Origin of the sequence: Streptomyces omiyaensis, assembly GCF_014650895.1 — a bacterium.
Taxonomy (GTDB): domain Bacteria; phylum Actinomycetota; class Actinomycetes; order Streptomycetales; family Streptomycetaceae; genus Streptomyces; species Streptomyces omiyaensis.
On record NZ_BMVV01000006.1, the window covers coordinates 250,315 to 273,397 of the forward strand.

16 protein-coding genes and 1 tRNA gene are annotated in these 23,083 nt (G+C 73.3%); 15 read left to right on the top strand and 2 right to left on the bottom strand.

What is annotated here, in order from left to right; translation table 11 throughout:
• Positions 1 to 107: 107 nt before the first annotated feature.
• From IE287_RS12915 to IE287_RS12950, 8 genes are all read left to right on the top strand, one after another.
• Positions 108 to 761: a small secreted protein gene (locus IE287_RS12915; RefSeq protein WP_189849127.1), complete on the top strand. Its 654-nt coding sequence runs from the start codon at positions 108 to 110 to the stop codon at positions 759 to 761.
• Positions 762 to 998: 237 nt separating this feature from the next.
• A complete protein-coding gene (locus IE287_RS12920; protein ID WP_189849128.1) occupies positions 999 to 2,570 on the top strand; it encodes a DUF7059 domain-containing protein in 1,572 nt (523 codons plus the stop codon).
• Between the two features lie 195 nt (positions 2,571 to 2,765).
• Positions 2,766 to 2,963 carry a hypothetical protein gene (locus IE287_RS12925; protein WP_189849129.1) on the top strand — a complete coding sequence of 66 codons (198 nt, stop codon included), beginning with the start codon at positions 2,766 to 2,768 and terminating at the stop codon, positions 2,961 to 2,963.
• 312 nt (positions 2,964 to 3,275) lie between these two features.
• Positions 3,276 to 6,110 (top strand): type I DNA topoisomerase, encoded by a 2,835-nt coding sequence (gene topA / locus IE287_RS12930; protein ID WP_189849130.1) that lies wholly within the window; start codon positions 3,276 to 3,278, stop codon positions 6,108 to 6,110.
• Positions 6,111 to 6,218: 108 nt separating this feature from the next.
• A complete protein-coding gene (tmk, locus tag IE287_RS12935) occupies positions 6,219 to 9,674 on the top strand; it encodes a dTMP kinase (protein ID WP_189849131.1) in 3,456 nt (1,151 codons plus the stop codon).
• Between the two features lie 261 nt (positions 9,675 to 9,935).
• Positions 9,936 to 11,138, top strand: a complete 1,203-nt coding sequence (locus IE287_RS12940; protein ID WP_189849132.1) for a DNA polymerase III subunit delta' — start codon at positions 9,936 to 9,938, stop codon at positions 11,136 to 11,138.
• A gap of 61 nt (positions 11,139 to 11,199) precedes the next feature.
• On the top strand, positions 11,200 to 12,759 hold the full coding sequence (locus IE287_RS12945; protein WP_189849133.1) for an alpha/beta hydrolase: 1,560 nt from the start codon (positions 11,200 to 11,202) through the stop codon (positions 12,757 to 12,759).
• Positions 12,760 to 12,855: 96 nt separating this feature from the next.
• Positions 12,856 to 12,929: transfer RNA gene (locus tag IE287_RS12950), tRNA-Thr, on the top strand.
• Positions 12,930 to 13,055: 126 nt separating this feature from the next.
• Here IE287_RS12950 and IE287_RS12955 read toward each other — a convergent pair.
• Entirely contained in the window at positions 13,056 to 14,288 is a 1,233-nt protein-coding gene (locus tag IE287_RS12955) for an ATP-grasp domain-containing protein (RefSeq protein WP_229883451.1), read from the bottom strand.
• Positions 14,227 to 15,582, bottom strand: a complete 1,356-nt coding sequence (locus IE287_RS12960; RefSeq protein WP_229883452.1) for an MFS transporter — start codon at positions 15,580 to 15,582, stop codon at positions 14,227 to 14,229. The genes IE287_RS12955 and IE287_RS12960 overlap by 62 nt, the downstream gene beginning before the upstream one ends.
• 347 nt (positions 15,583 to 15,929) lie before the next feature.
• On the opposite strand from IE287_RS12960, the gene IE287_RS12965 reads away from it, so the two are divergent.
• From IE287_RS12965 to IE287_RS12995, 7 genes are read left to right on the top strand one after another with little or no spacing between them, the layout of a single operon-like run.
• Positions 15,930 to 17,168 carry a DUF6421 family protein gene (locus IE287_RS12965; RefSeq protein ID WP_189849134.1) on the top strand — a complete coding sequence of 413 codons (1,239 nt, stop codon included), beginning with the start codon at positions 15,930 to 15,932 and terminating at the stop codon, positions 17,166 to 17,168.
• Positions 17,161 to 18,258 (top strand): branched-chain amino acid aminotransferase, encoded by a 1,098-nt coding sequence (locus IE287_RS12970; protein ID WP_189849135.1) that lies wholly within the window; start codon positions 17,161 to 17,163, stop codon positions 18,256 to 18,258. Before IE287_RS12965 ends, IE287_RS12970 begins: the two co-directional genes overlap by 8 nt.
• Positions 18,255 to 18,854 carry a bacilysin biosynthesis protein BacA gene (locus tag IE287_RS12975; RefSeq protein WP_189849136.1) on the top strand — a complete coding sequence of 200 codons (600 nt, stop codon included), beginning with the start codon at positions 18,255 to 18,257 and terminating at the stop codon, positions 18,852 to 18,854. Before IE287_RS12970 ends, IE287_RS12975 begins: the two co-directional genes overlap by 4 nt.
• A complete protein-coding gene (locus IE287_RS12980; RefSeq protein ID WP_189849137.1) occupies positions 18,848 to 20,101 on the top strand; it encodes an ATP-grasp domain-containing protein in 1,254 nt (417 codons plus the stop codon). The genes IE287_RS12975 and IE287_RS12980 overlap by 7 nt, the downstream gene beginning before the upstream one ends.
• On the top strand, positions 20,098 to 21,177 hold the full coding sequence (locus IE287_RS12985; protein ID WP_189849138.1) for an aminotransferase class IV: 1,080 nt from the start codon (positions 20,098 to 20,100) through the stop codon (positions 21,175 to 21,177). The genes IE287_RS12980 and IE287_RS12985 overlap by 4 nt, the downstream gene beginning before the upstream one ends.
• A gap of 14 nt (positions 21,178 to 21,191) precedes the next feature.
• Positions 21,192 to 21,506, top strand: a complete 315-nt coding sequence (locus IE287_RS12990; protein WP_189849139.1) for a 4Fe-4S dicluster domain-containing protein — start codon at positions 21,192 to 21,194, stop codon at positions 21,504 to 21,506.
• 23 nt (positions 21,507 to 21,529) lie between these two features.
• Positions 21,530 to 23,077, top strand: a complete 1,548-nt coding sequence (locus IE287_RS12995; RefSeq protein WP_189849140.1) for a coproporphyrinogen-III oxidase family protein — start codon at positions 21,530 to 21,532, stop codon at positions 23,075 to 23,077.
• Positions 23,078 to 23,083 lie beyond the last annotated feature (6 nt).

Below are 23,083 nucleotides of genomic sequence, written 5' to 3' on the forward strand. Positions count from 1 at the left end.
TTGGGTCAAACGGATTCAACACGGGATGAATCACTCGTACGAAAGGTGGAAGTCGCCCGCGCGCCGTGTATGTTCCGGGGCCGAGAGTCTTGGAAGGGACCGATCCGGTGAACAAGAAGCTTGCGGCAGCGCTGTCCGGCGGTGCGGTACTGGTGCTCGTGCTGTCCGGTTGCAGCGAGGACGAGGGCGACAAGGTCAACGACTGGGCCAAGTCGTTCTGCGACCAGGCGAAGCCGCAGATCCAGAAGCGGGCCGACGCCCACCAGATCATCATCTCGACCGCGGCGGACAGCCGTCCGGCGGAGATCCAGGCCGCCGACTCCAAGGCGTTCAAGGACATCGCGGACGCCGACCGGGCGCTGGCCAAGGCCGTGGAGAGCGCCGGCGTCCCGCCGGTCGAGAACGGCGAGAAGGTCCAGAAGGACGTCATCGCGGAGCTCAACGCGACCGCCGTCGCCTACGACGGGCTGAAGAAGCAGGTCGACGCGCTCGACCCGACCAACCAGCAGAAGTTCGCCGAGGGGCTGAAGGACGTCGCCGACGGCCTCACCAAGATCGAGAAGATGGACCAGAACGCGCTGGCCAACCTGGAGGACGGCGAACTGGGCCAGGCCATGGCCAAGCAGCCGGGCTGCCAGAAGCCGACCCCGTCGGCGCCGAAGACGCCGACCGGCTCCGCCGCGCCCGAGGCGGGCACCACGGCCGCGCCGACCGCCTCCGCCGCGCCGAAGGCGAAGGCCTCCGCCTCCGCGGAGTCGTAGTCCCCGCACGGTGACCCGGCCGTCCGGGCGGCGTCCGTGCCGCCCGGCCGTCGGCGCCAGGGCCACCGGTGTCCGTGCCGCCCGGCCGCCTGTGGCCGTGCCGCCGGGCTTCCCACGGCCGTGTCGCCGGGCTTCCGGAGGCAGGGGCTTCGGGCTGTGGGCGGCCGGGGCGTCGGGCTGTCGGTGTGCGGGGCGTCGGGCTTGTCGGTGTCCGGATCGTCGGTGGCGGCCGTCACAATGGAGCGCGTGAGTACGACCAGCCTGACCACCAGCCTTCCGGTGCCCGCGCACGCCGCCCGACTGCGCGAGGCCCTGCTCGCCGCGGACTTCACCGCCGACGGTCTGCTCGACCTGCTCGGCGCCCCCGCCTACGCGGCGCTCGCCCGCAGCGAGACCGTGCCCGCCCTGCGCGCCACCCGCGGCGACTCCCCGCTGGAGACCCTCGTCCGGCTCTTCCTGCTCCAGGAGGCCGTCGGGTCCGACCGGGCCGCCGCCGCCCTCCCGCTCGACGAGGCCCTGGCCGGCGGCTGGGTGGTCCGGGAGGACGGCACCGTGCGCGCCACCGTCGACGTCCGGCCGTACGGCGGCCCGGACGGCGAGGACTGGTTCATCGTCTCCGACCTGGGCTGTGCCGTCGGCGGCGCCGGCGGCATCGGCCGCAAGGAGGAGGGCGTCGTCCTCGGCGTCGGCGGGGCCTCCACCACCCTCGCCGGCATCACCGTCCGCACCCCGGTCGCCACCGCGCTCGACCTCGGCACCGGCTCCGGCATCCAGGCCCTGCACGCCGCCCGGCACGCCACCCTGGTCACCGCCACCGACCTGAACCCCCGGGCGCTGGACTTCACGCGGCTCACGCTCGCCCTCTCCGGGGCCCGCGAGGCCGAGCTCCTGGAGGGCTCGCTCTACGAGCCGGTCGACGGCGACACGTACGACCTGATCGTCTCCAACCCGCCCTTCGTGATCTCCCCCGGCGCCGGCCTCACCTACCGGGACGGCGGGATGAGCGGCGACGACCTGTGCCGCACCCTCGTCCAGCAGGCCGGCGAGCGGCTGAACGACGGCGGGTACGCCCAGTTCCTCGCCAACTGGCAGCACGTCGACGGCGAGGAGTGGCAGGACCGGCTCCGCTCCTGGGTGCCCCGTGGCTGCGACGCCTGGATCGTCCAGCGCGAGGTGCAGGACGTCACCCAGTACACCGAGCTGTGGCTGCGCGACAGCGGCGACCACCGCGGCGGCCCCGAGGCGTACCGGGAGGCGTACGACCGCTGGCTGGACGCCTTCGCGGCGAGCGGGACGAGGGCGATCGGCTTCGGCTGGATCACCCTGCGCCGCGACCCGGCGGTGGCCGCCGGGAAGGCCGAGCCGTCGATCGTGGTCGAGGAGTGGCCGCACCCGGTGGAGCAGCCGCTCGGCCCCGCCGTCCGCGCCCACTTCGAGCGCCAGGAGTACCTCCGGACCCACGACGACGCCGCCCTGCTCGCGGACAGCTTCACCCTCGCCCCCGAGGTCGTCCAGGAGCAGGTCGGGCTGCCCGGCGCGGAGGACCCCGAGCACGTCGTCCTCCGGCAGAACCGGGGCATGCGCCGCGCCACCCGGGTCGACCACGTGGGCGCCGGCTTCGCGGGCGTCTGCGACGGCAGCCTCAGCGCCGGCCGGATCCTCGACGCGATCGCCCAGCTGACGGGCGAGGACCCGGTGGTGCTGCGGGACCGCACCCCGCAGTCCATCCGGCTCCTCGTCGAGGAGGGCTTCCTCACCCCGGAGTCCCTGCTTCCGGCGGAGGGCGGGGTTCCGGCCGGGGAGGAGTAAGGAGCGGAGCGGGCACGCGGGGGACGGAGTAGTGGGGCACTACCGGCCATCTTCGTGAAACCGGACGGCCCCGCCCGCGTCGTTCACCCGGAATTCGCGTCCCTGACGCCGTGGGGTGTCAGCCTCCCTTCCAGGACACCTCAGGAAGACGGCCACCGCGCGGGCGCACCGCCGGGACGGGAAGCGGGTACGGGCATGGAGAGCGGGCCGGCGATCTTCGCGGGAACGGCGTTCGCGCTGTTCGGGGGCGCGCTGCTGCTGTGGACCACGGTCCGCGTCCGGCAGGGCGAGCCGGTCGCGCTCGGCGTCGCCCCGCGCGCCGCCGCCGTCGTCACGGGCCTCACCGGGGCGCTCCTCCTCGGCCTCGGCCTCTGGTGCTTCGGCCGCCTCTGAGCCGCGCCCCGCGCCCCCGCTGAGACGCGCTCCACACCCGGCCGCCCCGCCGGTCCGACGGTCCGGGCGGCAGGAAGGGCAGGAGTCGGGTTACCGTTCGAGTGGCCGTTGCGGGCTTTCGCCGTTTGACACGGGGGCGGGTTGTACCGTCACACTCCGCAGCGACGGGAGCGTCACCGTCCGTGGCGCTGCCGTGCGCGCCCAGCGTCGTACCGGCGCTGAGGTGGCGCTGCCAGCGCCGTACAGGCCAGTCCCCTGGCCCGCACGGGCCCGCACGGGCCTGGAGAGTGTCGACCGGAGAGAAGAGCGAAGTTGTCCCCGACCAGCGAGACCGCACACGGCGGCCGCCGACTCGTCATCGTCGAGTCGCCTGCCAAGGCGAAGACGATCAAGGGCTACCTCGGCCCCGGCTACGTCGTCGAGGCGAGCGTCGGGCACATCCGTGACCTTCCCAGCGGCGCCGCCGAGGTGCCGGAGAAGTACACCGGCGAGGTCCGCCGCCTCGGCGTGGACGTCGAGCACGACTTCCAGCCCATCTACGTCGTCAACGCCGACAAGAGGGCCCAGGTCAAGAAGTTGAAGGACCTGCTGGCCGAGTCGGACGAGCTCTTCCTCGCCACCGATGAGGACCGCGAGGGCGAGGCCATCGCGTGGCACCTCCAGGAAGTCCTCAAGCCCAAGGTCCCCGTCCACCGGATGGTCTTCCACGAGATCACCAAGGACGCCATCCAGGCCGCCGTCGCCAACCCGCGCGAACTGAACAAGCGCATGGTCGACGCCCAGGAGACCCGCCGCATCCTCGACCGCCTCTACGGCTACGAGGTCTCGCCGGTCCTGTGGAAGAAGGTCATGCGCGGCCTCTCCGCCGGCCGCGTGCAGTCCGTCGCCACCCGGCTCGTCGTCGAGCGCGAGCGCGAGCGCATCGCCTTCCGCTCCGCCGAGTACTGGGACCTCACCGGCACCTTCTCCACCGGTCGCCCCGGCGACCCCAGCGACCCCTCCTCCCTCACCGCCCGCCTCGCCGCGGTCGACGGCAAGCGCGTCGCACAGGGCCGTGACTTCGGCGCCGACGGCCGCCTGAAGAGCGAGAGCGTGCTCCACCTCGACGAGGAGAGGGCCCGCGCGCTCGCCGCCTCCCTCGCCGACACCCGCTTCACCGTCCGCTCGGTCGAGTCGAAGCCGTACCGCCGTTCCCCGTACGCGCCCTTCCGCACCACCACCCTCCAGCAGGAGGCCAGCCGCAAGCTCGGCTTCGGTGCCAAGGCGACGATGCAGGTGGCGCAGAAGCTGTACGAGAACGGCTTCATCACCTACATGCGTACGGACTCCACCGTGCTCTCCGACACCGCCGTCGCCGCGGCCCGCGCCCAGGTGACGCAGCTGTACGGCGCCGACTACCTGCCGGAGAAGCCGCGCGTCTACGCCGGCAAGGTCAAGAACGCGCAGGAGGCGCACGAGGCGATCCGGCCTTCGGGTGATCGTTTCCGCACCCCGGCCGAGACCGGCCTCAGCGGCGACCAGTTCCGCCTCTACGAGCTCATCTGGAAGCGGACCGTCGCCTCCCAGATGAAGGACGCCACCGGCAACTCCGTCACCGTGAAGATCGGCGGCACCTCCGCCGACGGCCGCGACGCCGAGTTCTCGGCCTCCGGCAAGACGATCACCTTCCACGGCTTCATGAAGGCCTACGTGGAGGGCGCCGACGACCCGAACGCGGAGCTCGACGACCGCGAGCGGCGCCTCCCGCAGGTCGCCGAGGGCGACGCGCTCGGCGCCGAGGAGATCACCGCCGACGGCCACGCCACCAAGCCGCCCGCCCGCTACACCGAGGCCACCCTGGTCAAGGAGCTGGAGGAGCGCGAGATCGGCCGCCCGTCGACCTACGCCTCGATCATCGGCACCATCCTCGACCGCGGCTACGTCTTCAAGAAGGGCACGGCCCTCGTGCCGTCCTTCCTCTCCTTCGCCGTCGTCAACCTGCTGGAGAAGCACTTCGGCCGGCTCGTCGACTACGACTTCACCGCCCGCATGGAGGACGACCTCGACCGCATCGCGCGCGGCGAGGCCCAGTCCGTGCCGTGGCTGAAGCGCTTCTACTTCGGCGAGGGCGAGGGCTCCGGCGGCGCCGCCGACGCGGGCAACGGCGACGGCGACCACCTCGGCGGCCTCAAGGAGCTCGTCACCGACCTCGGCGCCATCGACGCCCGCGAGATCTCCTCCTTCCCCGTCGGCGACGGCATCGTGCTGCGCGTCGGCCGCTACGGCCCCTACGTCGAGCGCGGCGAGAAGGACCAGGAGGGCCACCAGCGGGCCGACGTCCCCGAGGACCTCGCCCCCGACGAGCTGACCGTCGCCTACGCGGAGGAGCTGCTGGCCAAGCCCAGCGGCGACTTCGAGCTCGGCGCCGACCCCGTCAGCGGCAACCAGATCATCGCCAGGGACGGCCGCTACGGCCCCTACGTCACCGAGGTCCTCCCGGAGTCCGCCCCGAAGACCGGCAAGAACGCGGTCAAGCCGCGCACCGCCTCCCTCTTCAAGTCGATGTCCCTGGACACCGTCACCCTGGAGGACGCGCTCCGGCTGATGTCGCTGCCGCGCGTCGTCGGCGCCGACGCCGAGGGCGTCGAGATCACCGCGCAGAACGGCCGCTACGGCCCCTACCTCAAGAAGGGCACCGACTCCCGGTCCCTGACCAGCGAGGACCAGCTCTTCAGCATCACGCTGGAGGAGGCGCTGGCGATCTACTCCCAGCCCAAGCAGCGGGGCCGCGCCGCCGCCAAGCCGCCGCTGAAGGAACTCGGCACCGACCCCGTCAGCGAGAAGCCCGTCGTCGTCAAGGACGGCCGCTTCGGCCCGTACGTCACCGACGGCGAGACCAACGCGACCCTGCGCACCGGTGACAGCGTCGAGACGATCACGCCCGAGCGCGGCTACGAGCTCCTCGCCGAGAAGCGCGCCAAGGGACCGGCCAAGAAGACCGCCAAGAAGGCCCCGGCGAAGAAGACCGCGGCCAAGAAGACGGCCGCGAAGAAGACCACCGCGGCCAAGACCACCGCCGCCAAGAAGACGGCGGCCAAGAAGACGACGGCGACGGCGGCGAAGAAGACCACCGCGGCGAAGAAGACCGCGGCGGTCGAGCCGGAGTAGTCCACCGGTACGCGACACCGGGGAAGGGCGGGAGCGGAGGCTCCCGCCCTTCCTACGTTTGTTCGGCTGTGGACCCGTCGAGCCAGACCGTCCGGATAGGGTGGACGGATGACGCGAGCAGAGCAGCCAGAGCTTCTGGGCGACTCCGAAGCACCCGCCCCCGGCGCCGCCCCCGTCTCCGACGCGGCCCTCGTCGCGGACTCCCGGGAGCGCGCCGTACGGGCCCTCGTCCGCCACCAGCCACTGCGCCGGCTGTGGAGCGCCCAGGTCGTCGGCGGGGTCGGCGACGCACTCGGCCTCCTCGTCCTCGTCCTCCTCGGCCTCCAGGCCGCGCTGGCCGAGGGCGCCTTCGGAGGCGGCTACCGGGGCGCCGCCTTCGCCGTGGCCGCCGTCGTCGGCACCCGGCTGCTCGCCACCGTCCTGTTCGGCGCCGTCCTGCTCGGCCCGCTCACCACCCTGACCGCGCCCGGCGCCGCCCTCGACCGGCGGTGGACCATGCTCGGCGCCGACGGCCTGCGGATCGCGCTGCTCGTCGTCGCACCCCTGTGGATCGACTGGACCCCCGGCAACGCCCTGTGGTTCCTGCTCGGCACCGTCTTCCTCACCGGCGCCGCCGAACGCCTGTGGACCGTCTGCCGCGACGGCGCCGCCCCCGCGCTGCTGCCCGCCGCGCCCGTCGAGGGCGACGCCGTGCGGCCGCTTCCCGACCACCTCGGCGCCCTGCGCACCCTCACCCAGCGCACCGCCTTCCTCGCCGTCCCGGCCGCCGCCGCCGTCCTGCTCGCCGCGACCCTCGTCGGCAACCTGCTGGGCTCCGGCATCGACTGGTTCTCGCTCCACCAGGCCGCCCTCGGCGCCTACGTCGCCGCCGGCCTCTTCGCCGCCTCCGTCAGCGTCCTCGCCGCGATGACCCTGCCCGGCGGACAGACCCCGCGCCCTCGCTCGCCGCTGGAGGGGCTGCGCCGCCCCGCCGCCGAGAAGGGCCGCACCGGAGCCGTACCGCTGCTCGTCCTGGCCTGCGCCACCGTCGCCGGCGCCATCGGCGCGGCCGCCTCGCTCGCCGCCCTGCACGCCTACGACCTCGGCGGCGGCCCCGTCACCTACGCCCTGCTGGTGCTCGCGCTCAGCGGCGGCACCGCCGTCGGCATCCGCACCGCCCGCTCCGTGCTGCCGGTGCTCTCCCGGCGCCGGTTCCTCGCCCTCGCCGTCGCCGTCACCGGCGTCGCCCTGATCGCCGTCGGCCTCGTGCCCGACACCGCGACCGTACTCCTCCTCGCCGCCCTCGCCGGGTACGCCGCCGGGGTCGCCGCCCACACCGGGCACGTCCTCATCGACCAGGAGACCGAGGAGCCGCGCCGCGAGCGCACCACCGCGCACCTCCAGGCCACCGCCCGCGTGGGCATCGCCCTCGGCGCGCTCGCCGCTCCGCTGCTCGCCGCCGCGATCGGCCCCCACCGCTTCGTCTCCGACTCCGGGAAGTTCGTCTTCGACCACGGCGGCGCCGCCTTCACCCTCGCCCTCGTCGGCGCGCTGCTGCTGCCCGTCGCCGCGCTCGTCCTCGCGAAGACCGACGACCGCGCGGGCGTACCGCTCCGCCGCGACCTGCGCGACGCGCTGCGCGGCGCCGACCCCGCCCAGGCCCCGGCCGCCACCGGCTTCTTCATCGCCCTGGAGGGCGGCGACGGCGCCGGCAAGTCCACCCAGGTCCAGGCGCTCGCCGACTGGATCCGCGCCAAGGGCCACGAGGTCGTCGTCACCCGCGAGCCCGGCGCCACCCCCATCGGCAAGCGGCTCCGCTCGATCCTGCTCGACGTCTCCTCGGCCGGCCTGTCCAACCGGGCGGAGGCGCTGCTGTACGCCGCCGACCGCGCCGAGCACGTCGACTCGCTGGTCCGGCCCGCCCTGGAGCGCGGCGCCATCGTCCTCACCGACCGGTACATCGACTCGTCCGTCGCCTACCAGGGCGCCGGCCGGGACCTCTCCCCGACCGAGATCGCCCGCATCTCCCGCTGGGCGACCGGCGGCCTCGTACCGCACCTGACCGTCCTCCTCGACGTCTCCCCGGAGACCGCCCGGGAGCGGTTCACCGAGGCGCCGGACCGGCTGGAGTCGGAGCCGCCGGAGTTCCACGCGCGCGTGCGGGCCGGTTTCCTCGCCCTCGCCGCCGCCGACCCGAGCCGCTACCTCGTCGTCGACGCGGGCCAGGAGCCCGAGGCCGTCACCACCGTCGTCCGCCACCGCCTCGACCGGATGCTGCCCCTCTCCGAGGCCGAGGTGAAGGCCGCCGAGGAGGCCCGCCGCAAGGCCGAGGAGGAGGCCCGCAGGAAGGCCGAGGAAGAGGCCGCCCGCAAGGCCGAGGAGGAGCGCCTGGAGCGCGAGCGCCAGGCCCAGCTCGCCAAACTGCGCGCCGAGGAGGAGGAGCGCAAGCGGCGCGAGGAGGAGGAGGCCCGCCGCCTCGAGGCCGAGCGGCAGGCGGAGGAGGCCCGGCGCAAGGCCGAGGAGGCCCGGATCGCCGCCGAGGAGGAGGCCCGCCGGATCGCCGCCGAGGAGAAGGCCCGCCGCGAGGAGGAGGAACGACTCCGCAAGCAGGCCGAGGAGGAGGCCCGGCTCCGCGCCGAGGCCGAGGCGCTCCGCCAGGAGAAGCAGCGCAAGGCCGAGGAGGCCCTGCTCCGCGCGGAGGAGGCCCGCCGGCTCGCGGAGGCGGCCGCCGCCGCGAAGGCGGCCGAGGAGGCCGCGGCCGCGGCAGCCGCGGAGCGGGCCGCCAAGGCCGCCGCGGCGGAGGCCGCCGAGCGGGCCGCAGCCGAGCGCGCGGCGGCGGAACGACGCGCCGCCGCCGAGCGGGCCGCCGCCGAGAAGGCCGCCCGGGAGAAGGCGGAGGCCGAGCGTGCCGCGGCCGAGGAGCGTGCGGCCGTCGAGCGCGCCGCCGCCGAGGAGCGTGCCGCGGCCGCCCGGCGGGCCGCCGAGGAGTCGGCCTCCGAGGTGACCGTCCAGACGCCCGTCGTGAAGCTCGGCAAGGCCGGCGGCGCGGCCCCGGCCCCCGCGGCGGACGGCGGCGCCCCCGGCGTCTCGCCGGACGAGATCACCGTGCCGACCCCGGTGGTCCGCGCGGAGGACCCGCGCCGCCCCGAGGCCGAGACGGCGGTCCTCCCGCAGGTGGGCGCCGGTTCCCCGGCGGACGAGACCGCGGTCCTGCCGCAGATCCGGGACACGGCCCCGGACGAGACGGCCGTGCTGCCGCCGGTGCGGGACGCCGCCCCGGACGAGACCGCCGTGCCGCCGCCCGTGCGGGACGGGCGGCGGGCCGACCCGGTGGACCGGGTGCCGCAGGACTTCTTCCGGGACGAGCCGGAGGCCGGCGGGCCCGAGACCGGGGGAGCGGGGGCGAACGACGTCACCCGCGAGCTGCCCCAGCTCGACGAGCGGGGCCGGCCGCGCCGCCGCTCGGACTGGGCCGAGGAGACCCCGCTGGACGACCTGCCGACCCTCGCGGACGAGCTGTTCGGCGGATACGACGACGGGGACGACGGCACCGGGCCCCAGGACGGCGGCCGCAAGCGCCGCTGAGGCGCCGCGGAAGGAACGGGCGGCGCGCGGCCCCGGCCGCGTGCGGCCCGTTTCGCGTGCGGCCCGTTTCGCGTGCGGCCCGTTTCGCGTGCGGCCCGTTTCGCGTACGGCCGGTTCCGCGTACGGCCGGTTCCGCGTACCGCCGGGACCGCGTGTCGCCGAGCCGCGGTCGGTCCGGTCCGGTTCGGTCCGGTTCGGTGGCGGGACCGGTTGTCGGTCGGCTGCCCCACAATGGGGGACGTACCTTCAGGAGGGGCAGACATGGCCGTATGGGACGACCTGGTCGGACAGGAGCGGGTCGAGGAGCAGCTCGCCGCCGCCGCGCGGGACGCCGACGCGCTGGTCACCGCCCAGGCCTCCGGCGGGCCCGAGCCCGAGGCGTCGAAGATGACGCACGCCTGGCTCTTCACCGGCCCGCCCGGCGCGGGCCGGGTCGACGCCGCCCGCGCGTTCGCCGCGGCCCTCCAGTGCGTGAGCCCCGACCGGGCGCTCGGCGGGGCGCCGGGCTGCGGCTTCTGCACCGGGTGCCACACGGTGCTGGTCGGCACCCACGCCGACGTGACGACGGTCTCCGCGGTCGGCACCGAGATCCTCGTCAGGGACATGCGGGACACCGTCCGCAAGTCGTTCACCTCGCCGGCCAACGGCCGGTGGCAGGTCATCCTCGTCACCGACGCCGAGCGGCTCAACGAGAAGTCGGCCAACGCCGTCCTGAAGGCCGTCGAGGAACCCGCCCCGCGCACGGTCTGGCTGCTCTGCGCCCCCTCGGTCGAGGACGTCCTGCCGACGATCCGCTCCCGCTGCCGCCACCTCACCCTGCGCACCCCGTCCGTCGAGGCGGTGGCCGACGTGCTGATCCGGCGCGACGGCATCGAGCCGGAGCGGGCCCACGCGGCGGCCCGGGCCACCCAGGGACACGTCGACCGGGCCCGCCGGCTCGCCACCGACGAGCGGGCCCGTGCCCGCCGCGCCGTCGTCCTGAAGCTGCCCACCCGGGTGGGTGACATCGGCGGCTGCCTCAAGGCGGCCCAGGAGCTGGTCGACGCGGCGGCGGAGGACGCGAAGCAGGTCGCCGAGGAGATCGACGCCAAGGAGACCGAGGAGCTGAAGGCGGCCCTCGGCGCCGTGCAGGGCGGGCGGATGCCGCGCGGCACGGCCGGGATGATGAAGGAGCTGGAGGAGAAGCAGAAGCGCCGCGGCCGGCGGACCCAGCTGGACAGCCTGGACCTCGCGCTCACCGACCTCACCGGCTTCTACCGCGACGTGCTCACGCTCCAGCTGGGCACCCGCTCCGCGCTGGCCAACGAGGACGTGCGGGACGCGGTGGAGCAGATCGCCCGGGCGTCCACCCCCGAGTTCACCCTGCGCCGCGTCGAGGCGGTCCTCGCCTGCCGCGAGGCCCTCGACCGGAACGTGGCCCCGCTCCTCGCGGTGGAGGCGATGACGATGGCCCTGCGCGGCTGACCCCGGTCCGGGCCGACGCGCGATTGGACACGGAGTGTACCCGTCCGGATACGCTCCGGCCATGGACTCCAGGCGTCTCCTCCGTACCTCCGCCACGGCGCTCGCCGCCGCCGGGCTGATCCTCTCCGGCTGTACGGGCGGGAGCGACGCGGCGGCGCCCGCGGCGTCCCGGATGGCGTCGGCGCGGCCGGCCGCCACCCCGGCGCCCTCGCCCGAGACGCTGAGGAAGTACTACGGGCAGAAGCTTTCCTGGCGCGAGTGCGGCGTCGAGGGGTTCCAGTGCGCGACGCTGCTCGCCCCCCTCGACTACGCGGAGCCGGACGGCCCCGCGATCGAGCTGGCGGTCTCGCGGGTGCGGGCGAGCGGCCCCGGCGCCCGGATCGGCTCCCTGCTGGTGAACCCGGGCGGGCCGGGCGGCTCGGCCGTCGACTACCTCCAGGGGTACGCGGGCATCGGCTACCCCCAGCCGGTGCGGGCCCGCTACGACATGGTCGCGGTCGACCCGCGCGGGGTCGGCCGCAGCGAGCCGGTCGCCTGCCTGACGGGCCCCGAGATGGACGCGTACACCCAGGTCGACCAGACCCCGGACGACACGGCGGAGGTCAACGCGCTGGCGGCCTCGTTCAAGGAGTTCGCGGCGGGGTGCGAGCGGCGCGCCGGCGAGGTCCTGCCGCACGTCTCCACGGTCGAGACGGCCCGGGACATGGACATCCTGCGGGCGGTGCTCGGCGACGAGAAGCTGCACTACGTCGGCGCCTCGTACGGCACCTTCCTCGGCGCCACCTACGCCGAGCTGTTCCCGGCACGGGTCGGCCGGCTCGTCCTCGACGGGGCGATGGACCCGTCCCTCTCGGCGCTCGAACTCAACCGGGACCAGACGGCCGGCTTCGAGACCGCCTTCCGGGCCTTCGCCGCCGACTGCGTCGCCCAGCCCGACTGCCCGCTGGGCACCGGTTCCGTCGAGGAGGCCGGGGAGGCCCTGCGGAGCTTCTTCCGCGCCGCCGACGCCGATCCCGTCCCCACCGGGGAGACCCGCGCGCTCGGCGAGTCCCTGGCCACCACCGGCGTCATCGCGGCCATGTACGACGAGGGCGCCTGGCCCCAGCTGCGGGAGGCCCTCACCCGGGCCGTCGGCGGCGAGGGCTCGGCCCTCCTCGCGCTGGCCGACAGCTACTACGAGCGGGAGCCGGACGGCTCCTACGCCAACCTCATGTTCGCCAACGCCGCCGTGAACTGCCTCGACCTGCCGCCGGCCTACCAGGGTCCGGCCGCCGCGCGGGCCGCCGCCCCGTCCTTCGACAAGGCGTCCCCCGTCTTCGGCACCGGCCTCGCCTGGGCCGCCCTGAACTGCACCTACTGGCCGTCCCCGGCCACCGGCCGCCCGCACCGCATCACCGCCGACGGCGCCGCCCCCATCCTCGTCGTCGGCACCACCCGCGACCCCGCCACCCCCTACAAGTGGGCCGAGTCCCTCGCGGACCAGCTCTCCTCCGGCACCCTCCTCACCTACGAGGGCGACGGCCACACCGCCTACGGCCGCGGCAGCGACTGCGTCGACACCGCGATCAACGCCTACCTCCTGGAAGGCACCCCGCCCGCCGAGGGAAAGCGCTGCTCATAGCCCCCGGACCGGCCCGCTCCGCCCGTGGTCGGAGCACCCCCGGAAACTGTGTAGACTTGGCCACGCTGCTGCACCCACCATGGTGTCGCGCAGCGCGCCGCCTTAGCTCAGTTGGCCAGAGCAACGCACTCGTAATGCGTAGGTCTCGGGTTCGAATCCCGAAGGCGGCTCAGTTGGAACCCCAGGTCGGATCTTCTCCGGCCTGGGGTTCTTCTGTTGTCCGGAGGGGGCGTCGCCCCTCGGCCGGGCACGCCGGGAGGGTGCCGGGCCTGGAGGGGCCCGGCACGGTTCCGGGGTCAGGCGGTCGGGTCCGCCGGGGTGAGGGGGGTGACGCGTATGGAGGCGAAGGCGTCGGAGAGGAAGCGGGTGAGCTCCTCCGAGGTGCCGGGGCCGACCACGCCGGCCAGCGGGATGTCGGTGTCCGCGTAGCTGAGCACCGTCTTGATCGGCTCGTCCTCGGTCCGCTGGCTCCACCGGTACACCAGCGGGCTCTCGCGGAACTCGTCCGCGCCCTCGATCCGGCAGCGCTCGGCGCCCAGTCGGTGGCTCGGCCAGCAGAACCAGCCGTAGCGGGACCCGTCGGACTCGGGCCAGGTCAGGTCCTCGGCGGCCACGCCGCCGGTGACCAGCTGGAGGTACCGGGAAGGCATGTGCACCCCGGTGGCGAGCTCGAAGGTGTCCACCACGTCCGCGCCGCCGAAGCGGGCACCGACCTCCAGGAAGACCAGCCCGTCCGGGGTCTCGATGCCCTCCAGGTGGAAGAGGCTGGTGGTGATGGAGACGGCGGCGAGGCAGTCGGCGGTCCAGCGGCTCAGCTCCGGCGTCATCTCGATCTGCACCGAGCCCAGCGGCGTGCCCTCCGCGAAGCCCAGACAGGTGCCGACGTAGCGGCTGGCCTGGATCGCCATGGGCTTGCCGTCGATCAGCATGCCGTCCACGTGGACGATCGGGCCGGTGACGAACTCCTCGACCTCGAAGCCGTCCCACGGGGCGCCGTCGGGGGCCGCTCCGCCCTCGCGGACCGCCGCCAGGGCCTCGTCCGGCGTCGGGTAGACGCGCACGTCCAGGCTGGCCGCGCCGTCGAGCGGCTTCAGCACCGTCCCGCCGGTCCAGGGGATCTCCCCGGGGCCGGCCGCGAGGGCTTCGGTCAGGGACAGGAAGCGGGGGACCCGCAGCCCGGCCGCGGCGACCATCGACTTCATGACCACCTTGTCGCGCCAGGGCGCGATGTCCTCCTCCCGGTCGCCGGGCACCCCGAGGGCCGCGCGCACCCGGGCGCCGGCGATCAGGTCGAACTCGGAGAGCGCGAGCACCATGTCGAAGGCGGGCAGCCCGTCGACCGCGGCCAGCACCTCCTCCGTCAGGTCGCCGGTGTCGGGACGCTCGATGCGCGTGCAGCGGAGGTCGGACGGCAGGGTGGCCAGCCGGTCCGCGGGGCCCACGTAGGTGACGTCGTGGGCCGCGTGGTCAATCCCCGTCGCGTGCCGGATCATTTTGTCCGTGACTCGGTGCAGGATCAGGATGCGCATGGTGGGTCCTCAGGCGTGCGAGTAGCGGAATGAGCAGGACGACGGCACAGGCCGAGCCGATGACGGAGCCCAGGACGATGCTCTGGGGGCTGAAGGACTGGGTGAAGAGGGCGACCAGGAGTCCGGCCGCGGGCAGGGACAGCTGGTGCAGGAGGATGATGATGGCGATCGTCTTCGCGAAGTGCTCGCGCGGAACCCTCCGGACGCGTTCCGTGCGGATGACGACGTTGAAGAACCCGACGGTTCCGAGCAGCACCGCGTAGCCCACCGCGTACTGGGTGAAGGTCTCCGCCAGGCCCACGCCGACGCCGCCCAGGCAGATGAGGGAGTAGGACGTCATCAGGGCGGCGAAAGGATTCATCAACTTCGTCAGCCACGGGACGACGAAGAGCGTCAGAACGCCGACGATTCCCGCCGCCGTGCTCAAGGCGCCGTAGAGAGTGTCAGGTTGGCGGAAGACGCCCACGGTGGTGGCGGCGCTGGTGGCCATGCCGACACCGACCATCAGGTTGACCGTCATGGTCAGTCCGACCAGGCCGAGGACCGCGGGCAGCTTCCGCAGGGTCGTCACGCCCTCGGCGATGCCGGCGACCACCGAGCGGACCGTGGTGCGCTCCCCGGCGGCCACCGAGAGCTTCTCGGTGCGCAGCCAGCGCCTCAGGGAGAGGGTGTTGAGCGTGGTCAGGGCGTACACCACGCCGATGACCGCGAGGAGGCTGGTCGTGGGGAGCGCCGAGGTGAGCAGCGCGGCCAGCACCGGGCCGATGACCTCGCTGGTCTGCTCCGTGCCCTGGATGATCGACTGCGCCCGGACCATCTGGTCCATGGGGACGAACCGGGGGAGCGTGGCCTCCAGGGCGATGTACGACTGCGCGCCGGCCACCGACATGCCGGCGGCGAGCACGCACAGGGTGAGGAACTGGCCGTCGGGCACCAGGAACATCAGGGCGAACGCGGTGAGCCCGAGGGCCGAGCGTATGAAGTCCGAGCCGATGTACAGGACGTAGCTGCGGATGCGGTCCGCGAACACCCCGGCCACCGGCAGGAACAGCACGCGGGGCAGCCATTCGACCAGGAAGATGAGACCGGTCTGCGACGCGCTGCCGGTCAGTTTGTAGGTCAGCAGCGGAATGGCGAAGAGGAGGAACTGGTCGCCGAGCGCGGCCAGTCCGCGACCGGCGACGAAGCGCGCCACCTGGGGGCCGGGCATGTAGGCGTGCGGCGCTTCGGGCGGGGTGCCGTCCCCGCCCCCGGCGGGCGCATCGGCCGTTCTCCTGCTCGCTTCGTGGCTCATGCTCCCCCGTCGTTCGTGTCACCGAGTCCGTCGGACAGGCTCTCCGCGGCCGTGGTCCGCCGGAGGGCGGGCGCATCCCCGCGTCCGCGTTCCGAAGGCCGGGCGAGGGGCTCACCCGCAGGGCAGGGCCAGAGTATAAGCACTCCGCGGCCGGCCGCGGTCGATGCGCGGACATCGCCGTTCGCTCGGGAGGGCGGTCACGCGGAAGACGCCGCGCCAGGATTCGAACACCCCTTGTCTGCACGGGAGTACGAGACTAGCTTTCCAGATCGAATGGCTCGGATGAGGCGCTGACCATGTGCGCGTCCCCTGGGGGAGCCGTCCGAGGGCTACTTGACGGGGGTACTGTGCGGGCGCGTGCCGTTGCCACACTTCTGGAGTTCGAACGACACGTCGTTCCCGCGGTCGACGCCCTGCGGGAGCTGCGCGGCAGACGCCACGACACCGGGCGGGCGGACGGAGCGCCGGCCGTCTCCGCCGAGGAGATCCACCGCGCCGTCGATGCCGTCGTCACGGCCGTCGAGAAGCTCCGGGGCCTGATGCCCGAGGCGCAGATCGCGTCCACCCGCCGGGAGTTGAGGGCGTGGCAGGAGGCGGGCTGCGAGGGCGTCCCGCACTTCGACGGCACCCGTGACGCGGTGCCCGCCCCCGAGGACGGCGAGGCCGCCGCGTTCGTGGGGCCGGTGACGCTTCCCAACAGCGACCGGCACGACGTCCACATCGAGGCGTTCTCGGTGGTCCGGGAGGACCCGGAGAGCACGCCCCGGCTCCAGGCGGACTACCCGCACCCCAAGGCCGTCTTCCAGTCCACCCGGCTGCTGTCCGCCTCCCGGGGCCTGCGCGAGGGCAACTGCGTGGTCTTCTTCCCGGAGAACATCCCGGCCGCCACCCGATGTACCGACCAGAACTTCGCCTGGTTCTTCTTCAACCGGCACACCGAGATCTACGCCCAGACCCTGGCGATCACGGAGCGGCTGTGCGGACCGGGTTCGCCCTTCGCGGGCGAGACGGCGCTCGTCTCGGCGGACGTGGACCCCGAGACCACCTACCAGGCGCGCTGCGTCTGGGGGTACATGCACGACTACTTCCACCACACCGGCCCGCGCCCCCTCGACCGGCACCTGGCCGTCAAGACGACGTGGCGGCCCGGGCTCCTGGAGGAGCTCAAGGTCGACATGAAGTCGGCCATCGCCTGCTTCGAGGAGGACGTGCCCCACGGCCCGCTCGTCTTCGAGTACATCATCCTGGAACGCCTCTTCCGCTACCCGGCGCAGCCCGAGCCGCTGCGCAACTTCGACGCCGGCACCGGCTTCGCCCTGGGCACCTGGCTCGCGTCGAAGGGGCTGTTCACCCAGGACGGGCAGGGCCGCCGGGCCCTGGGCCCGAAGGCCGACATCGTGGAGTCGGTGCGCGAACTCGTGGGACTGATCGAGGAGATCGAGCGCAACGAGGACGACGCGGTCTACAAGGCGGGCGCCGTGGACTTCCTCTTCGGGACGCTGCTCCGCCGCCCGGAGGCCAAACCCGACCGCTACGGCGGGCCCCTCGCGCCGCTCGCGCTGTGGGGTGACGAAGTCCGTGTCTGACTCCCGCGACGCGCCCGAGCTCGAAGCGATCCTCAAGGATCCCGGCTTCTGCCGTCACTCCACCCCGCACACCGCCGTCGTCGACTGGGACGCGGAGACCGGCTGGTCGGAGCCGCGGATCGAGTCCTGGACCGACCTGGCGATGAACCCGGCCACGCTCGGACTCCACTACGGGCAGGCGGTGTTCGAGGGCCTGAAGGCCTTCAGGGCCGCGGACGGGTCGGTGCACCTGTTCCGCCCCGAGGACCACGGGCGCCGGCTGGCCCGCTCCGCCGCCAGGCTCGCGATGGCCGAGATGCCCCCCGCGCTGTTCGTCCGGGCGTGCGCGGAGCTGGTCGCGGCCGACCGGGCGTGGGTGCCGGGCGGTCACGGGCAGAGCCTCTACCTGCGGCCGCTCCTCATCGCCACGGAGGCGGACCTCGGGCTCCGGCCCTCCCGGCGCTACCGGTGCGTGATCCTCGCCTACCCGGCGGACCCGTGCTTCGGCGCGGACTTCCGGCCGCTGTCGGTGACCACCGCGACCGAGACGGTGCGCGCCGTGCGCGGCGGGACCGGCGAGTCCAAGTGCGCGGGCAACTACGCCGCCGGCCTGCTCACCCGCACCGAGGCGCAGGCCGCCGGGTACGACGAGGTGCTGTGGCTCGACGGGATCGGGCGGAGCCGGATCGAGGAGCTCAGCACCATGAACCTCTTCCTCGTCTGGCGCGACGGGGACGGGGTGCGGGTGACGACCCCGCCGTGCGACGGGACCATCGTCCGGGGTCTGACCCGCGACTCGCTCCTGACCCTGGCGCGGGACCGCGGGATCGCGGCCGCCGAGGAGCACACCACGATCGACGCCGTCCGGGACGGTCTGCGCTCCGGCCGGCTGGCCGAGGTGTTCGCCTGCGGCACGGCCGGCGTCGTGGTTCCGGTGGGCCGGCTCGGCATCGGTGCCGAGGACCTGACGGTGGGCGACGGAGGAGAGGGACCGATGACCGCGGCTCTGCGCGGCAGCCTGCTGGACGTCCAGCACGGACGTGTGCCCGACGCGCACGGCTGGCTGCGGCCCGTCCCGCGGGCCGACGAGAACGGGGGACGACGCGCATGAACGACGACCACGCGACCGCGAAGGACGACCGGGAGGCCGTCCTGTCGAGGGTCACCGTCATCCACACCCTGGGGCCCTCGGGCACCAACCTGGAGAAGGCCGCCCACCACTGGCTCGCGGAGCGGGGGACCGCCGGCACGGTGGTGCTCCACGCCGAGGTGGAGGACGGCCTCGACGCCATGGCCTTCGACCGCACCGAGGCCATCCTCGCCTGCGCCGTCTACCCCCGGCTGCACGACCTCGTCTTCCGGAACCTGCACCGGCTGGAGATGGCCGACAGCTTCATCCTCGACACCCACGACATGGTGCTGGCCGGTCGCCCGGACCACGCCGCCGTGTCCACGATCGTCAGCCACCCGGCCCCCAGCAGCCTGGTCGCGGAGCGCGGCGAGATCACCCTGACCAGCAGCAACTCGCGCGCCGCCGCGCTGTGCGCGTCCGGGCAGTACGACGCCTGCGTCACCACCGGGCCCGCGGCGGCGGCGGAGGGGCTCCGGCTGATCGAGAACTTCGGCCCGGTACCGATGATCTTCACGCTGCACATCGGCCGGACCCTCGGCGAAGACGGCGGAGCGGGGAGCGGACGCACGTGTTGATCATCGTCCAGCCCCTGTCGGCCGGCGTCCGGCTCACCGCCCGGATGGTCGCGGCCGGGGTGCCCTGCCTCGTCCCCACCCAGTTCCCCGAGCTGCTGCCGCCCGGGGTCCACGCCGGCGCCACCGTCGTCGACTGGCACCCCGACGCGGGGGTGGCCGGACTGCTCCGCCTGGTGGAGAAGGCCTGCGCGGCGACCGGCACCGCCCCCACCGGGGTGATCGCCGGCTTCGAGTACGCGGTGCCGGAGGCCGCCGAGCTGGCCCGGACCCTCGGGCTGCCCGCGCTCGGCGCGGAGGCGGCCGAGGCCGTGCGGCAGAAGGACGTCATGCGCCGCCGGTGCGAGGAGCGCGGCGTCGCCTACCCGCGCTCGGTCCCCGTCGGCCCCGAGGAGACCGGCCCCTGTCCGCTGCCCTTCCCGGTCGTGGTCAAGCCCGTCGACTGCGGCGGCAGCCTGATGGTGAGCCTCTGCCGCGACGAGGAGGAGTACGCGCGGGCCTGCGCGGCCGTCCACGACCCCGGCGAGGAGGTGAAGTTCCATCCGAACCCGCGCCGGACCGCCCTGGTCGAGGAGTACGTGGAGGGCCCCGAGTTCTCCCTCGACGGCTGGGTCGACGCCGACGGGCCGCACCTCGCGAGCGTCACCACCAAGTTCCTCTCCGCCCCACCGGACTTCTTCGAGATGGGCCACATCGCCACCGCGCCGGAGCGCTCGCCGCACGGCGAGGTCCTGGAGCGGTTCGCCCGCGGGGTCGTGGCCGCCTTCGACCTCACCGTGGGCCCGTTCCACATCGAGACCCGGATCGTCCGCGACCGCGGCCCCGTACTGATCGAGGTCGGGGCCCGGCTCGCCGGCGACAACATCCCCGAGCTGGTGCTCGCCGGACCCGGCGTGGACCTGTGCGCCGCCACGGCGGACGCCGCGCGCGGGCTGTCCCACGATCCCGGCGCGCCGGCGCCGGTGAGCGCGGGTCTCGCGTTCGTCACCACCGACCGGCCCGGCACCTTCGCCGGAACGCTCTCCGGCATCGACGCCTTCACGGAGGCGGCCGAGTTCCGCGGCCTCCTGCCGGAGGCGGAGCCGGGGGCGGAGCTCGACCCGGGCGACATCTTCAGCAACCGCGTCGCCCGTATCCACTTCGAGGGCGACCTCGACCGGGTCGAGCGCCTCGTCGCCTCGGTCCTCTCAGAGGTCAGGGTCGACGTCGAAGGCGTCGGCCACCAGGACAAGAAGGGTGCCCCCGCATGAGCAACGAACTGACCGTCACCCCCACGACCACCCCCCGCCCGCGGCCCGAGGCGGACGGACCGGCCGGGGCCGTCCTCACCGACCACGCGTTCTTCATGCGGACCGGCAAGCGGCGCACCTGGCAGGGACTGACCGTGGCGGACCGGGACGGCATCCCGGCGCTGCGCCCCACGGCCGCCGCCGTGCTCGCCGGGCAGACCGTGGTCGACGAGTTCGCCGCGTACCGGCTCGCGGACGGCACGGTCGCCGTCTTCCGCCCCGACAGCCACATCAAGCGGCTCAACAACGGGGCCCGCCGGCTCGCGATGCCGCAGGTCGACTTCGACCGGGTCTGGAGCTCGGTACGGGCGATGGTCGAGCTCGACGAGGGCTGGCTGCCGCGGGAGGCGGGCGCGTCGCTGCGGCTGCGCGCGGTGCTCGCCGCGGACGGCACGGAGCTGACCGCCGGGCCCGCGGACGCCTGCCTCTTCTACGTGCTCGGCTCGGTGCCGGCCGCCGCGGCGCCCAGGCCGCTGAAGGCCATGACGCTGGACGGGTACGTGCGGGCCTGGCCCGGCGGCACGGGCGACCTGAACACGGCGGGCGGGCTGGCGGCCGGCGTGGTGCCCACCGAGATCGCCGCCAACTACGGCAACGACCACGTGCTGTGGCTCGACGGCGAGGGCCGCTTCGTCCAGCAGATCGGCGAGCTGAACGCGTTCTTCGTGATCGACGGCGTCCTGACCACGCCCGCGCTCGACCGCACCGTGCTGCCCGGCGTCACCCGCGACTCCGTCGTGAAGCTCGCCCGGGACGCCGGGACCGCCGTGGCCGAGCGGCGCGTGGAGCTCGCCGAGGTCCTCAAGGGCATCGCCGACGGCTCCGTCACCGAGTGCTTCGCCACCGGCACGGCCGCCGGGGTGGCGCCGGTGGTCTCCCTCGGCCACCGGGGCGAGGAGTACCGGCTCGCCTCGGAGGAGGCCGGTCCGGTGACCGCCCGCTTCCGGGACCTGCTGGACGGGATCCACCGGGGAGAGTCCGTCGACCGGTTCGGCTGGATGCGGCGGACCACCGAAGTGGCGCCCGTCCACGCCTGAGGGAGGAGAGAACCATGGCGTATGTCGTCACCGACGAATGCGTGGGATGCAAGTACACGGACTGCGTGGACGTCTGCCCCGTGAGCTGTTTCCACGAGGGCCCCGACATGCTCTACATCAACCCCGAGGAATGCATCGACTGCAACGCGTGCGTCTCCGAGTGTCCGCCCGAGGCGATCTGGGCGGACGTCGACCTGCCGGAAGACAAGTTCCAGTGGATCGAGATCAACGGCGAGATGAGCAACAAGTACCCGGTCATCCACGAGAGCCGGGGCACCAAGGGCGAGCCCACCGAGGCCCCCGCCGAGCCCTCCAGCCAGCCTTCCTGACCCAAAGAGCGGGAGCCTAGGTCATGACGACCCACGTCGAGAACCCCTTCATGCTGGGCCTCGACTCGAACTTCTATCTGAAGGACGAGTTCGAGAGCCCCGAGAAGCGCACCAACGTCACCTGGTTCTACCCGAAGATCTGCGCCTTCCAGGACGCCCTCGACTCCGAGGACAAGAAGGCGGAGTACTTCTCCTTCCTGGACCGTCAGTCCCACCCGGAGCAGACCGACATCCTGCTCTACTTCCACATCCCGTTCTGCGAGGCCTTCTGCAACTTCTGCGCCTGCTTCAAGGAGTCGGCGGCGAAGTACCAGGGCGAGCGGCAGAAGCGCTTCGTCCAGGCGATGGTCAAGGAGATCCAGCGCAACGCCCGCTCGAAGTACTTCCAGGGCACCAAGGTCAAGTACGTCCAGTTCGGCGGCGGTACGCCCTCCGCCCTGGAGCAGGAGTCGATGGCCGCCATCCTGGAGGCCGTCCACCGCGAGTTCGACCTGAGCGAGGTCGACGGCATCTCCCTGGAGGGCAGCCCGCTCGGCCTCTCCAAGGACGGCTACATCGAGATGCTGAAGTCCCTGGGCATCACCCGCATCTCCTTCGGCGTGCAGACGCTCGACCCGGAGATCCGCAAGAAGCTCACCATCAAGGCGACCGTCGACCAGGTCCACCAGACCGCCGAGAACATCCGCAAGGCAGGCATCCGCACCTTCGCCCTGGACCTCATGTACAACCTGCCGGGGCAGGACGACGAGGTCCTCGCCAAGGACCTGGCGGGCATCTGCGGCGAGCTGCGCCCCAGCTTCGTGCAGACGTACCGCTTCAACCAGTGGGAGGGCACCCGCCTCGACCAGCAGATCAGGGCGGGCAAGGTCGCCGACGTCAAGCCGTCGGGGGCCATCGAGCGCGAGCAGTACCGGCAGATCAAGGAGGGCCTGGCCGGGTACGGCTACGACAAGCAGCTCCTGATCAACTTCTTCACCCACCTCGACGACTCGGGCGAGATCGGCCTCAACCACGCCTGCGGCGGCAACGGCTACCGCGCCAGCTACACCCTCGGCATCGGCCCGGCCGCCGAGAACTACATGGGCGAGCGCAGCTACCGCAACCACACCGACGTCGAGCGGTGGATGCGCGAGGTCGAGGAAGGCATCATCCCGATCGAGCAGGGCCGCATCTGCTCCGAGGACGAGGTCGAGAACCGGGTCATGGTCTTCTTCCCGGTCTTCGGCAGCGTCCGCAAGGCCGACGTCGCCAACTTCGAGAAGTACCGCCGCGAGGTCGACTGGCTGGTCGCGGGCGACTACGCGATCGAGACCGACGAGGAGCTGACCCTCACCGAGATCGGCCGGGAGAACGCCGGCAACATCGCGTTCCTCTTCTACTCGGACGAGGAGAAGGCCCGCGCCCGGCGCACGATGTACCTGTCCCTGAAGAACAAGCGCAACCCCTTCCACCAGGACGCGCAGAACATCCCGCGCACCCCGCTCTTCCTCCAGACCCGCCCGAAGTCGGCGGAGGAGACCGCCGCGGGGACCGCCGCGGACACCGGCTCCGCGAAGACCGAGGGGAGCTGAACCACC

Coding starts and splice junctions, on each gene's coding strand:
- IE287_RS12995 (WP_189849140.1), top strand. CDS start 21,530: ATGACGACCCACGTCGAGAACCCCTTCATGCTGGGCCTCGACTCGAAC.
- IE287_RS12945 (WP_189849133.1), top strand. CDS start 11,200: ATGGACTCCAGGCGTCTCCTCCGTACCTCCGCCACGGCGCTCGCCGCC.
- IE287_RS12985 (WP_189849138.1), top strand. CDS start 20,098: ATGAGCAACGAACTGACCGTCACCCCCACGACCACCCCCCGCCCGCGG.
- IE287_RS12920 (WP_189849128.1), top strand. CDS start 999: ATGGAGCGCGTGAGTACGACCAGCCTGACCACCAGCCTTCCGGTGCCC.
- IE287_RS12940 (WP_189849132.1), top strand. CDS start 9,936: ATGGCCGTATGGGACGACCTGGTCGGACAGGAGCGGGTCGAGGAGCAG.
- IE287_RS12925 (WP_189849129.1), top strand. CDS start 2,766: ATGGAGAGCGGGCCGGCGATCTTCGCGGGAACGGCGTTCGCGCTGTTC.
- tmk (WP_189849131.1), top strand. CDS start 6,219: ATGACGCGAGCAGAGCAGCCAGAGCTTCTGGGCGACTCCGAAGCACCC.
- IE287_RS12990 (WP_189849139.1), top strand. CDS start 21,192: ATGGCGTATGTCGTCACCGACGAATGCGTGGGATGCAAGTACACGGAC.
- IE287_RS12955 (WP_229883451.1), bottom strand. CDS start 14,288: ATGCGCATCCTGATCCTGCACCGAGTCACGGACAAAATGATCCGGCAC.
- IE287_RS12975 (WP_189849136.1), top strand. CDS start 18,255: ATGAACGACGACCACGCGACCGCGAAGGACGACCGGGAGGCCGTCCTG.
- IE287_RS12960 (WP_229883452.1), bottom strand. CDS start 15,582: ATGAGCCACGAAGCGAGCAGGAGAACGGCCGATGCGCCCGCCGGGGGC.